General features: G+C 59.7%; 12 protein-coding genes. 9 read left to right on the top strand and 3 right to left on the bottom strand.

Annotated features, from left to right (window positions below):
• Window positions 1–2: 2 nt before the first annotated feature.
• Entirely contained in the window at window positions 3–863 is an 861-nt protein-coding gene (locus tag LDZ21_RS26210; RefSeq protein WP_035966326.1) for a branched-chain amino acid ABC transporter permease, read from the bottom strand.
• Between the two features lie 82 nt (window positions 864–945).
• Window positions 946–2,154: an ABC transporter substrate-binding protein gene (locus LDZ21_RS26205; protein ID WP_244797026.1), complete on the bottom strand. Its 1,209-nt coding sequence runs from the start codon at window positions 2,152–2,154 to the stop codon at window positions 946–948.
• A gap of 218 nt (window positions 2,155–2,372) precedes the next feature.
• On the opposite strand from LDZ21_RS26205, the gene LDZ21_RS26200 reads away from it, so the two are divergent.
• Window positions 2,373–3,209 (top strand): FadR/GntR family transcriptional regulator, encoded by an 837-nt coding sequence (locus LDZ21_RS26200; protein WP_244797025.1) that lies wholly within the window; start codon window positions 2,373–2,375, stop codon window positions 3,207–3,209.
• A 162-nt stretch (window positions 3,210–3,371) separates the two neighbouring features.
• Here the strand turns inward: LDZ21_RS26200 and LDZ21_RS26195 are convergent, their stop codons facing one another.
• Window positions 3,372–4,334 carry a hybrid sensor histidine kinase/response regulator gene (locus LDZ21_RS26195; protein ID WP_244797024.1) on the bottom strand — a complete coding sequence of 321 codons (963 nt, stop codon included), beginning with the start codon at window positions 4,332–4,334 and terminating at the stop codon, window positions 3,372–3,374.
• Window positions 4,335–4,974: 640 nt separating this feature from the next.
• Here LDZ21_RS26195 and chrA point away from each other — a divergent pair.
• The 8 genes from chrA to LDZ21_RS26155 all read left to right on the top strand — a co-directional run bounded on the left by chrA (window position 4,975) and on the right by LDZ21_RS26155 (window position 11,902).
• The gene (chrA, locus tag LDZ21_RS26190) at window positions 4,975–6,210 is read left to right on the top strand and encodes a chromate efflux transporter (protein WP_404980640.1); all 1,236 of its coding nucleotides are present in this window, start codon (window positions 4,975–4,977) and stop codon (window positions 6,208–6,210) included.
• A gap of 293 nt (window positions 6,211–6,503) precedes the next feature.
• Window positions 6,504–7,355: an ABC transporter substrate-binding protein gene (locus LDZ21_RS26185; protein WP_244797022.1), complete on the top strand. Its 852-nt coding sequence runs from the start codon at window positions 6,504–6,506 to the stop codon at window positions 7,353–7,355.
• Window positions 7,356–7,368: 13 nt separating this feature from the next.
• The gene (locus tag LDZ21_RS26180; protein ID WP_244797021.1) at window positions 7,369–8,085 is read left to right on the top strand and encodes an amino acid ABC transporter permease; all 717 of its coding nucleotides are present in this window, start codon (window positions 7,369–7,371) and stop codon (window positions 8,083–8,085) included.
• Between the two features lie 11 nt (window positions 8,086–8,096).
• Window positions 8,097–8,741, top strand: coding sequence for an amino acid ABC transporter permease (locus LDZ21_RS26175; protein WP_244797020.1), 645 nt, complete (start codon window positions 8,097–8,099; stop codon window positions 8,739–8,741).
• Complete coding sequence (locus tag LDZ21_RS26170) at window positions 8,738–9,490, top strand: amino acid ABC transporter ATP-binding protein (RefSeq protein WP_280519444.1); 753 nt, start codon at window positions 8,738–8,740, stop codon at window positions 9,488–9,490. Before LDZ21_RS26175 ends, LDZ21_RS26170 begins: the two co-directional genes overlap by 4 nt.
• 12 nt (window positions 9,491–9,502) lie before the next feature.
• Window positions 9,503–10,252 carry an IclR family transcriptional regulator gene (locus tag LDZ21_RS26165; RefSeq protein WP_035966342.1) on the top strand — a complete coding sequence of 250 codons (750 nt, stop codon included), beginning with the start codon at window positions 9,503–9,505 and terminating at the stop codon, window positions 10,250–10,252.
• A 1-nt stretch (window position 10,253) separates the two neighbouring features.
• Entirely contained in the window at window positions 10,254–10,499 is a 246-nt protein-coding gene (locus LDZ21_RS26160; RefSeq protein WP_244797019.1) for a hypothetical protein, read from the top strand.
• A 275-nt stretch (window positions 10,500–10,774) separates the two neighbouring features.
• Entirely contained in the window at window positions 10,775–11,902 is a 1,128-nt protein-coding gene (locus LDZ21_RS26155; RefSeq protein WP_244797018.1) for a pyridoxal-phosphate-dependent aminotransferase family protein, read from the top strand.
• Window positions 11,903–11,991 lie beyond the last annotated feature (89 nt).

Below are 11,991 nucleotides of genomic sequence, written 5' to 3'. Positions count from 1 at the left end.
ATTCACGCGGTCCTCCCGAGCAATCCGTTCGGGCGCAGCAGCAGCACTGCTGCCATCGCGACATAAATCATGAGACGCGCGCCTTCGGGCCAAAGCGTGCTCATCACGCTTTGCACGATGCCGACCAGCAATCCGCCGACGAGCGCACCGAGAAAGTTGCCCATGCCGCCAACCACGACGACCACGAACGCGACGCCGAGCGCTTCGATGCCCATGAACGGATCGACGCCGCGGATCGGCGCGGCGAGCACGCCCGCAAGCGCCGCTGTCCCTGCGCCGAGTGCGAACACGAGACTGAAGATGCGCGTCACGTTGATGCCGAGCAGGGACACCATCTCGCTCGATTCACTGCCCGCGCGCACTGCGCTGCCGAGGCGCGTGCCTTCGAGCACCCACCACAGAATGCCGGCCAGCACAGCCGTGAACGCGATCACGAAGAGGCGGTATTTCGGGTAGATGAAGCTGCCCCACATCACCACGCCGTTCAGCATGTCGGGCACGGCGACGTTATCGCCGATCGGTCCCCACGCGATGATTGCGCATTCCTGTATCACGAGCGCAAGTCCGACCGTCGCGAGAATATGGAACTCGTGCTGTTGCGCATAGACGTGCCGCAGCACGGCCTTCTCGACGATCCACGCACACGCGCCGACGACGATGGGCACGACGACGAGCGCGGCCCAGAAGCTCATCGACCACTGCATCGCCTGATAGCAGAAGTACGCGCCCAACAGATAGAACGCGCCGTGCGCGAAGTTCACGAAGCGCAGCAGCCCGAACACGATCGACAGACCGACCGCGAGCAAGAAGTACAGCATGCCCACGCCGATGCCGTTCACGACCTGCAACAGATAAACGTTCATGGCCTTGCATCAGAAAAGTGGCGGCGCGAATGCAAGGCTTGCCTGCATTCGCATGAGAACGACGCGTCAGCGCGTCAGGCGCTTAGGCCAGCTTGCACTGCGTCTTGTCGAGCGGCAAGAACGATTGACCCGAGCTGACGATATCGGCGTAATCGTCCTTGTCCTTCATCTTGCTCTTGGGCTTGCCCTTCAACAGGTAGTAGTTCTTCAGCACCTGATGATCGCCCGCGCGAATCTCTTCCGGACCGGTCAGGCCCGCGTACTTCATCCCCTGGAGCGCGGCGATGACTTTCTTCGGATCGGCGGTGCCCGCCTTCACGATGCCATCGAGAAGAATCTTCGTGCAGATGTACGAACCTGCGAGACTGTAGTTCGGGTTCGATTTATAAACCGCGTTGACGCGCTTCACGAGATCGTGATTGAGCGGCGTATCGATCGCATGCCAGTACTGTGCGCCGAAGTACACGCCTTCGCAGATATCGGGGCCGAGCGCCTCGAACTGCTCCAGACCCGATGCCCATGCCATCAGGATCGTGCAATTGTTCTTCATGCCGAAGCTCACGGCCTGACGCAAGGTGTCCGACGATTGCGAACCGAAGTTGAGGATGAGAAGCACATCCGGCTTCGCGGCGACTGCATTGGTCAGGTAACCGCTGAACTCTTTTTCATTGAGCGAGTGATAGCTGTTGCCCACATGCTCGATGCCCTTCTCTTTGAAGATGTTCTTCGCCGCGGACAGAAGTCCGTCCCCGAACACGTATTGCGGCGTGATCGTGTACCAGCGCTTCGCCTTGGGCATCGATTCGACCAGCGGCCTCACGGTCTGCTCGATCGCGCCGAAGGTCGGCACGGACCAGCGGAAGGTCGCGCTATTGCAGTCCTTGCCGGTGAGTTCGTCGGCGCCTGCCGTCGTGATGAAGACGCCGTCGGCCTTCTCCGCTTCCTTGCCCATTGCAAGTGCTTCAGACGAAAGAATGCCGCCCGCGAAATAGCGCGCGTTCTTTTGCTGCGCGATTTCCTGCACGCGCCGCACGGCGGTCGCGGGTTTTCCCTCGGTATCGAGCGTCGTATAAGCGAGCGGTTGCCCGAGCACCTTGCCGTACTGTTCGATGACGAGCTTCATGCCCAGGTCGGCATACTTGCCGTTGGCCGCGAACGGACCGGACATCGGGACCGGGCACGCGAACTGGATCGGCGAGCCTTGCGCAAAGGCGCTTCTTGCGACGAGCGCCTCGAACGATCCGGGAATGGCCGACAGCGCGGCCAGCTTCAACATGTTTCGGCGATTCAAAGTGACGCTCCTTGAGAAGATGACCCGCGCAGCCGCCCGGCGTTATTTTTCGTGGTACGTTCGAGCCTCGGCTCGGTTCATTCTATTTATCATGATAAATAGAATGAACCTGATGCTAGGAACAATAAATTCGGGTGTCAATAAGGCAATATTCCAGTCTGCGGATTCGCCAATGTCCGCATGACGAAAGCAGACCGATAGAGACAGGGAGCATCGACATGGTGATGGAGCGTGCGAAGCGCGCCGGCGCGGCAGTCCAGATCGCGCAGCAGCCGATCAAGCAGCCGAAGCGCGCTGATCTGGTGGCCGAGGAGATCAAGCGGCTCATCACGGAGAAGGACCTGAAGCCCGGCGACAAGTTGCCCCGTGAGGTCGAATTGCAGCAGCTCTTTTCCGTCAGCAAGAGCACGACGCGCGAGGCGCTGAAGTCACTGGAAGTGCAAGGGCTCATCAAGGTGACGACCGGACCTTCGGGCGGCGGCACGATTGTCGAGGTGCCGCTTGCCCGCACCTTGCAGCTCTTGCAGAACTATTTGTTCTTCAAGGACGTGACCATCGACGACATCTACACGGTGCGTCAGTTGCTCGAGCCCGAACTCGCGGCGGGTGCGGTGCCGCACCTCACCGACGATGATTTCACGGCGCTCGAAGCGAACATCGCGTGTTGCGACGAACCGGCAGCGGCGCATGCGAATCGGGACATCGTGCGGCAACGTCAGGAAGATGTGAACTTCCACGATATTCTGGCTGCGGCAAATCCCAACCCGTTTCTTCGTTTTACGTGTGAGTTGATCAACGAGATGATCCGGCAGTTGATCGAGTTCAGGAACGATACGCCGCAGGCGGAACACGAACGGTTTGGCCGCGCCAACGTGAAGATCCATAAGGCAATCACTGAAGCAGCGCGGGCGCGGGATGCGGATAAGGTGCGCGATCTAATGGTGATTCATATGACCGAGGCTCCGCGCTATGTGAAGCGCATGAAAGGCAAGTTGCGCGGGCGGCTGATTCTTGACTCCGAGATACGGAAGCGTGCGAGTGGACGTGGAGATTGAATCGCGGGCGGGGAGCCAGTTGGAACGTTCTTGCCACGTTTTCAAAAGGCCGTGTCGGATTTATGTCCGGCTGATGCCACGCTCCACGTCGCGACGTATGGTCAGAACCGGGTCCGCGCGCGGGCAACCGGGAACCGGTGCAAGACTGTTCATAACCCCGCGTCAATTGCCCTTGGCTGTCAACGCTTTCAGCAGCAGATGGATATTAACTGGCTTGACAAGGTTCCGATTGATCCCTGCGTCGCGCGATTTTCGTTGATCTTCTTCCTGACCCCAACCGGTAATGGCAATCAGAGTTGCGGCGCCGAAGGCCTCGTTGGCACGGATGCGTCGTGCGAACTCGTAGCCATCCATATCGGGCATGCCGACATCCATCAGGACGGCATCGGCTGGCATCGTCTTCAATGCGTCCAGCGCGGCGAGTCCACCGTGGGCGGTACGTGTCTCGGCACCCAACATGTCCAGCAGAATGGCAAGGCTGTCCGCCGCATCAACGTTGTCGTCGACGATAAGTAGTCTCTTGCCCGCAAGTGACTTCCGGCTAAACGGGTCGTTGTCCGGATCAAGCATCTGCGTGTCGGTGGGGGCATCTGTCAGGGGCAGGCGGACTGCAAATTCACTACCCCGGCCCAAGCCATCGCTGCGGGCTAAGACAGTACCGCCATGCAGGTGAACGAGGCTACGAACGAGAGTCAATCCGATGCCCAGACCGCGTTGGACGCGTTGACGGAAGTTCTTTTCCTGGCTGAACATGTCGAAGATTCGTGGCAGCATGCCTGCGGTAATGCCAATACCGTTGTCGCGGACGGTGACCACCGCATCGTTATTGTCTCGCATGGCCGTGAGTTCAATATGGCCGCCAGCATCAGTGTACTTAGCCGCGTTGTTCAGCAGGTTGGCGAAGATCTGTGTGAGCCGTACCGGATCCCCGAAAACGGTCAAGGGTTCGGCTGAGAAGCTGATCGTAAGCCGGTGCTGACGTGTGTCGATGACTGGCCGGCTCGTCTCTGCAGCGGTTGAGAGAATTGCAGAGAGATTCAGATTTTCCTTGCGCAGTTCGATCTTGCCACTCGTGATACGAGAAACTTCAAGCAAATCGTCGACAAGCCGCACGATGTGAGACATCTGGCGATTGAACATACGATGAACGCGCGCACGCGTTTCGACATCGACTGCATGTTCGAGGATACCTGATTAGGGATAACCGTCAGGTCCGGGCCCCACAACACGCAAGACGGAAACAAGCAGCAGAGACAGCTCGCGACCGACGCCTGTAAGCAGGCATCCCATTGCTCAATCGGACCCACGGGAGTCTGGTCCCACTCGCTTCTATGCAGATGTCGCGCTACGCTGCTTGCGTTGCCGAATCAGACAGGCAAGTCCATGGATGCATAGGTCATTTGCAATCGTGCAGGCTAACACGAACTCACACGAGCCGTTGCGTCTGCACAAGGGACGCGACTCTCAGCTTATGGATCTGCCATTGCAAGCCCGCTAATTACTGAGCAACGTTCAGATACATCGATGCCCGCACGCATAGACGTCGGCTCCGATCAGGAAACGGCCTCGCGTCCTGGACCATTCATGCGGTGCCGCCGGCCCTCGCCTGCGTCGGTAGAATCCTTGAGCTCCATGTCCAGAGAATGTCGATAGTCGCTGTTATCGTACTGTCAACCGGTGCGACGCTACGAAAAGAACGCTTCTGAGACGGCCCAATGACGAGTCATGACGCACGGCGAGCCGCAACTAAAGAACTCAAGGATTTATGGAAACTGGCATGACACCATCGACCCCGGCCGCAAGCAGCACTGCACCGCAAGTGCTTGCAGTCTTTCTCACGCTCGGATTGACGTGTTTCGGCGGCCCCATCGCTCACATTGGCTACTTTCGCCGCGAGTTCGTCGAGCGTCGTCGATGGCTCGACGATGAGACGTTCACCGACCTCCTTGGCCTATGTCAATTTCTTCCGGGACCAGCCAGCAGCCAGCTTGGATTTTCGATCGGCCTGCTCAGGGCCGGGTGGCTCGGTGGACTCGCCGCCTGGTGCGGATTCACGCTTCCCTCCGTGTTACTGATGCTGGCTTTCGCGGCCATCGCACCGCGCCTCGACGGGCCCATCGGCCAGGGCCTGATTCATGGCCTGAAGCTCGTTGCCGTCGCGGTCGTGGCGCAAGCCGTGTGGGACATGGCCCGGCGCCTCTGCCTCGATCGCCGCCGCGCCTCTATCGCCCTTGCCGCGCTCGCTGCCCCCAGTGTCCTGACAACCGTGTATGCACAACTCATCGTGATCGCTTTCGGTGCGGTGGCCGGATTCCTTTTTTGCCGGACCACCGCATCGGCGGGCGAAGTCGGCGCGAGGCAACACATTCATGAATTCCGTGTCTCGCATACAGCCGGAGCCGTGGCGCTGCTGCTGTTCTGCGTACTGCTCTTCGGGCTTCCCGTCCTGGCGAACCTGGGCGCAGGCCATGCCATCCGCGTTTTCGAAGGCTTCTATCGCTCGGGCGCGCTCGTTTTCGGTGGCGGTCATGTCGTTCTGCCGCTCTTGCAGCAGGAGACCGTCGCGACAGGATGGGTATCGTCGAGTGACTTTCTCGCGGGTTATGGCGCAGCGCAAGCAGTCCCCGGCCCGCTCTTTACATTCGCCGCATTTCTCGGCTGGATGATGGCGGAAACACCGAATCACTGGGCCGGGGCACTGCTTGCCACGATAGGCATCTTTCTGCCGGGGCTGTTGCTCGTTCTTGCCACGCTGCCTTATCGGCAAGCGCTTCGAGCGCGTCCGTCAATGGCGGCGGTTCTTTCTGGCGTGAACGCAGCGGTCGTCGGACTGCTGGCGGCAGCGTTTTATTCGCCCGTCTGGACCAGCGCAATTCACTCCGGGATCGATTTCGCCATCGCAACGATTGGCCTCTTGTTGTTGACGCGCTGGAAGATGCCGCCGCTTGTGGTCGTCACCATTTGCGCATTGGCTGGCGTTATAGAAGCCGTGCTGAAGTGACTTGTCCGCGTCTCCAGACGTTCGCAAAAGCACGACGCGACGAGACTGCTCTAAGCCGATGAGAGAGAAACCCATGCAACGCATGTGCTATCTCATCAAAAATATCCAATCAATCCGGGTTCGGGCCGCTTGCGCGGCCATTTTTTACGTCCAACACTTGGCCTGAATCCGATTCCCCGGATACCTGTCCGCTATACCGGACATTCCATGTTGCGACGCACAGCGTCACTCGCATCAGACGCCACTCCGCAACCGATCCGCTCGGCTCAACCTACTCAAAACAGGATCCGAACATGAAGCTCGCCACCAAGGGCGCCAAGGCCGCCTTGTTGTTAGCCATGACCGCGATGAGCGGATTGCTCGCGCTTTCCGCCTGTACGAAGGTGTCGACGCCAGAGCAGAATTCAGCGGCAGCGGCGCCGGCATCGACGCTACAAGCCGTGCTTCAGCGCGGCACCCTGCGTGTAGGCGACTGCCTCACGTTCGCTCCGTTCGGCTTCTACGACAAAGACGGCAATCCGGACGGCTATGACGTCGACCTCGCCAAAGAACTCGCGAAGCAAATGGGCGTGAAGCTCGAAGTCGTCAACACGACGAGCGCAAACCGCATCCCGAACCTGCAAACCGCCAAGGTCGATGTGGTGTTCTGCAACTTCACGCGCAATCTCGAACGCGCGAAGGTCGTCGAATTCACGTCGCCGTACGTAGTGGCCAGCGAAGCGATGCTCGTGAAGAAAAGCAGCGGCATCCAGTCGGCGAAGGACATGAGCGGGCGCACCATTGCAACGGTAAAAGGCTCGACCAATGGCGACGAAGTCCGTTCGATGGGTATTTCCGTAAAGATTCAGGAATACGACAGTTCGCAAGCGGCCATTCTCGCCGTCAAGCAAGGCCAGGCCGATGCGATGATCGAAGACAACAACTTCCTTGCATATCAGGCGAAGCTCGATCCGGAACTGACCGTCACTAACGAGGCGCTCGTGCCGCTCGAGTACAACGCGTTCGGCGTGAAAGCGGGCGATCAGGCATGGCTCAATTACCTGAACCTGTTCCTCTTCAATATCAACGCCTCGAAGCTGAATGCGCAGTTGTACAAGAAGTGGTTCGGCGTCGACCCGCGATATCCGCTCAATCCGCAGTCCTGAAGCGGAGGCGCAGATGAGCTATCAATGGCTGACTTTATGGGGCTACGTGCCCGAGTTCCTGAGGGCCGGCTGGCTGACCTTGCAAGTCACGCTGCTGTCGTTCGTACTCGCGCTGGTGCTCGGGTTGATCGCGGCGCTCGCCAGCATGTCGCCCTCGGCCATCGTGCGGTTCATCGCGCGTGCTTACGTCGAGGTCATACGCAATACGCCGGTCCTGCTGCAGATATTCATCGTGTTCTTCGGCTTGCCGTCGATGGGCATCGCGCTCGATGCTTACTGGGCCGGCGTCATCGCGCTGGGCCTGAACGTGGGCGCGTATCTGTCGGAAGTGTTTCGCGCAGGCATTCAATCGGTGCCGCGCGGACAACTCGAAGCAGCGGGCATTCTCGGACTCGAGCGCGGACAGATCTTTAAGGAGATCGTGTTGCCGCAGGCTGCACGCGCGGTGTATCCGGCCATCGTCAATTATCTGATTCAGTTGTTGCTCGGCACGTCGCTGTTGTCGGCCATTGCCTTGCCCGAACTCACCGGTACTGCGACCGTCATCAATTCGCGCACGCTCCTCTATATCCAGACGTTCGCCGTCGTGCTCGTGGCGTATCTGGTGCTGAGCAATGTGCTGTCGTGGATCGCAAGCCAACTCGGCGCACGCATGTTTCACCCGCCGCTGATCGTGAGGCCGCGTGCGCGCTTCGGCGGATTCACGCTGCGTCGCGCCAATCGTGCATAAGGGTCTGAATCATGTCACTCGAACTGCTGCAAACCAGTTTGTCGGTCCTGCTGCAAGGGCTCGTGACGACGCTGCTGTTATCTGTAGCGGCGATCGTCGGCAGCACGCTCATTGGCCTCTTCGCCGCCGTGTTGCGATCGTTCGGGCCGTGGGGCACTGACCGCATCGCGAAACTCTATACAGAGTTGTTTCGCGGCACGCCCGTGCTCATTACGCTGATGTTCATTTACTTCGGCGTCTCTTACTTCGGTTATGCAATCGATGTCTTCGCCGCCGGTGTGATCGGCCTCAGCGTCTATCAAGGCGCGTATATCGCGGAAGTGTTTCGCTCCGGCATCGAGTCCGTGCCGAAAGGACAGTGGGAAGTCTCGCAGATTCTTGGCCTTTCCCGCATGCAGGCCTTTGCCTTCGTCGTGTTGCCGCAGACGGGACGCATCGTGTTGCCGCCGCTCGTCGGGCAGTATCTGTCGCTCATCAAGGATACGTCGATCGTCAGCATGATCGGCATGTCTGAACTGATGCACGGCGGCCAGGCGATCGTGGATCGCATCGGCAAGCCGGTGGAGATCTACGGACTCGTCGCGATTATTTATTTCGTCGTGTGCTTCCCGCTTTCGCAATGGGTGCGCCACCATGACCGCAGGAGACTTGCGTGAGCGATTCTATACAAAACGAGCCCGTGATTTCGCTATCGGGCGTAAGCAAGGCGTTCGGCGCGACGCGCGTGCTCAACGAAATCAATCTCCATGTGCGCGCGGGCGAAGTGCTCGTGCTGATCGGCGCGTCGGGTTCCGGCAAGAGCACGGTGCTGCGCATCATGGCCGGACTCGAGACGACCGACTCCGGAGAAGTGTGGGTCAACAATGTGCCCTTGCACGATCCAAAGCGCGCGCGCGAGATTCGCGGCCACGTCGGCATGGTGTTCCAGCAGTTCAACTTGTTCCCGCATAAAACCGCGCTCGGCAATGTGACGCTCGCACTCATCAAGGCGCGCGGCATGTCGCCCGGCGATGCCCGCAAACGCGCGATGGAAACGCTCGACCGCGTGGGGCTTGCGGATCGCGCATCGCACTACCCGAGCCAGTTGTCGGGCGGACAGCAGCAGCGCGTTGCGATTGCGCGCGCACTGGCGGTCGAGCCGGGCATCATGTTCTTCGACGAAGCCACGTCCGCACTCGATCCCGAACTCGTCGGCGAAGTGACGGAAGTCATGCGCGGCCTCGCACGCGACGGCATGACGATGGTCGTCGTCACGCACGAAATGGGCTTTGCGCGCAAGACGGCTGATCGCGTCGTGTTCATGGACAAGGGCGTGATCGCGGAGCAAGGCGATCCGGAACAAATTTTCGTTAGCCCATCTAACGAACGCACGCGGCAGTTTCTGAGCCGCGTGCTGGACCACTGAAGGAATCGACGAATGGCGGTTCCAGAGACGTCGCGCGCGCGAGGGGTAGACCGTGTCATCGATATCTTCAGGAAGCTGCATATCGCGCGGCGGCCCATGACGATGCGCGAACTGATCGAGGCGACCGGTGCGCCGCGTTCGAGCATCTACGAACTCGTCGCCATTCTCGCCGAAGTCGGCTGGCTCGAGACATCGGCAGATGGCAGCGTGTTTTTCGGGCGCGAGATGCATTACTACGGCTCCGACTATGCGACGCACAACGACCTGATCAGCCGCGCGCATCAGTCGATTCTCGCCCTCGTGCGCAAATACGACGAGACCACGCAGTTGTGCATGCTCGAAGGAAACAAGTACACGGTGGTGTTATCGGAGAACAGTGCGCGGCCTTTTAATATCAGTTCGGATATCGGCGTGCGTGTGCCGATTCCGTGGACCGCGACCGGACGTCTGCTGCTAGGCCACTTGAACGCCGAGGCCATCCGCGCTCTGATTCCCCCCGATGACTTCGTGCTCGATAACGGCGTGCGCATTGATTTCGATGAATTCATGCGCGATGTGCACAATGCGAGAGAGCTTGGCTATTGCTGCACGGAAGGCCTCTCCAACGCGTTCCGGCTCTGCATGGCAGCGCCCGTTCGGGACCGCGCGGGGATGCCGCTCGCCGCGCTCTGCTTCATGACGGGCCGCGACACGAACCCCGAACGCCGCCAGTCGATGCTCGACGATCTGCTGCAATCGGCGCAGGCGCTTTCGCATCGCTGACATGGATACACGGCTTCGGCGTATCGACGAGCTGGAACAGGAGAACGCGGCGCTCAGGGAAGTGAACGATATCCTGCGCAAGGCGGTGGCGTATTACACGCGTTCGCTCGGGGAATTGGCGGGCGAAGGTGTTGTCGCGGCGCGGGCGTCTGGTGCGGACGTTTCGCATGAAGCGGCCGGATCGGATCATGAAGCGCGCGCGACTCTCCCCCGCAGGGAAACTTCGAGCGATGAGGAAAATTGTTGAAGTTTCTCTGGGCGTTTCAAGCTCAGCAGCTTCGATTCCTCCCTCAGCGGGATGTCATTCCGCGCCGTTGAAAACGCTGATTATTCGCGGTTGCGCCCGTTGCGGAACGAAGCCTGCGGTTGAATCATCCTCAACGCACTTCGACGAAACCAGTCAGTTCGTCGACTTTCCCAAGGCCCGAAGCGCCGACGACGGCATCCCTCCACCACCCCCTCGCCCGCCTGTCGTTAGAATCTGTGTTAGATACCGTTATTCATCTGTCAAAGGAGGCCACCGTGCCAGCGTTAATCCCTGATGTTGACCCAGATGGACTTCTCGAATACTCGGTCGTGTTCACTGACCGATCAATAAATCACATGTCGCAGCTTTTTCAGGGCGTCATGCGCGACTTGTCCGCTTCCCTGAAGCAGGTTTATAACGCCAGGTCTGTCGTGATCGTCCCGGGCAGCGGAACGTTCGGCATGGAAGCCGTTGCGCGTCAGTTCGCGACAAACAAGAAGTGTCTCGTCATTCGCAATGGCTGGTTCAGTTTCCGCTGGTCGCAGATTTTCGACATGGGCGGCATCCCGTCCGAATCGACAGTACTGAAAGCGCGCCCGGTCGAAGAAGGCACGCAGGCCGCTTACGCACCGCCGCCGTTGGAAGAAGTCGTCGCAGCCATCAAGGAAAACAAGCCGGATCTCGTCTTCGCGCCGCACGTCGAGACCGCGTCCGGAATACTGTTGCCCGATTCGTATCTGCGCGCTGTATCCGACGCGGTTCACTCTGTCGGCGGGATGTTCGTGCTGGATTGCATCGCGTCCGGCGCGATCTGGGTCGATATGGAAGCCAGCGGCATCGACGTGCTGCTCAGCGCGCCGCAAAAGGGATGGAGCGCATCGCCTTGCTGCGGCCTGGTCATGCTGAGCGCGCTCGCCCGCGAGAGAATCGATGCAACCACGAGTTCCAGCTTCGCCTGTGATCTTCGCAAATGGCTGCAAATCATGGAGGCCTACGAGAACAACGGGTTCGCCTATCATGCGACGATGCCCACGGACAGTCTTGCGAGACTTCGCGACGCGATCAAGGAAACCGGGGCATACGGCTTCGATAAAGTGAAAGCGGAGCAATTCGAACTCGGCAATCGCATTCGCTCGTTTCTGGCCGAGCACGGGTTCAAGAGCGTTGCAGCGGAAGGTTTCGAAGCGCCGGGCGTGGTGGTCTGCTACACGGTCGATGATGGCATTCGATCCGGCAAGAAATTCGCCGATGCCGGCGTGCAGATCGCCGCGGGCGTTCCGCTTCAGTGCGACGAGCCGGCGGACTTCAGGACTTTCCGTATCGGTCTGTTCGGCCTGGACAAGCTCAACGATATCGACGGCACACTGGCGAGGTTCGCAAAGGCGCTGGAAAGCATTCGGTAGAAGCGTCTCGCGGATGCGGACGGCCGTCGTTACACGGCCGCTCGCCCGCCGCGGCCGGACGCGCAACGCTTGATTGCCGCGAAGCCCCG

It is taken from the genome of Caballeronia grimmiae (assembly GCF_022879615.1).
Classification (GTDB): domain Bacteria; phylum Pseudomonadota; class Gammaproteobacteria; order Burkholderiales; family Burkholderiaceae; genus Caballeronia; species Caballeronia grimmiae.
Note: the sequence above shows the minus strand (reverse complement) of the source record. Positions and strands in the feature narration are given on the sequence as shown.

Excerpts from the sequence above, each read along its gene's own strand:
- LDZ21_RS26175 (WP_244797020.1), top strand. The coding sequence starts at position 8,097 with ATGTCACTCGAACTGCTGCAAACCAGTTTGTCGGTCCTGCTGCAAGGG.
- LDZ21_RS26185 (WP_244797022.1), top strand. The coding sequence starts at position 6,504 with ATGAAGCTCGCCACCAAGGGCGCCAAGGCCGCCTTGTTGTTAGCCATG.
- chrA (WP_404980640.1), top strand. The coding sequence starts at position 4,975 with ATGGAAACTGGCATGACACCATCGACCCCGGCCGCAAGCAGCACTGCA.
- LDZ21_RS26200 (WP_244797025.1), top strand. The coding sequence starts at position 2,373 with ATGGTGATGGAGCGTGCGAAGCGCGCCGGCGCGGCAGTCCAGATCGCG.
- LDZ21_RS26180 (WP_244797021.1), top strand. The coding sequence starts at position 7,369 with ATGAGCTATCAATGGCTGACTTTATGGGGCTACGTGCCCGAGTTCCTG.
- LDZ21_RS26165 (WP_035966342.1), top strand. The coding sequence starts at position 9,503 with ATGGCGGTTCCAGAGACGTCGCGCGCGCGAGGGGTAGACCGTGTCATC.
- LDZ21_RS26210 (WP_035966326.1), bottom strand. The coding sequence starts at position 863 with ATGAACGTTTATCTGTTGCAGGTCGTGAACGGCATCGGCGTGGGCATG.
- LDZ21_RS26160 (WP_244797019.1), top strand. The coding sequence starts at position 10,254 with ATGGATACACGGCTTCGGCGTATCGACGAGCTGGAACAGGAGAACGCG.
- LDZ21_RS26195 (WP_244797024.1), bottom strand. The coding sequence starts at position 4,334 with ATGTCTCACATCGTGCGGCTTGTCGACGATTTGCTTGAAGTTTCTCGT.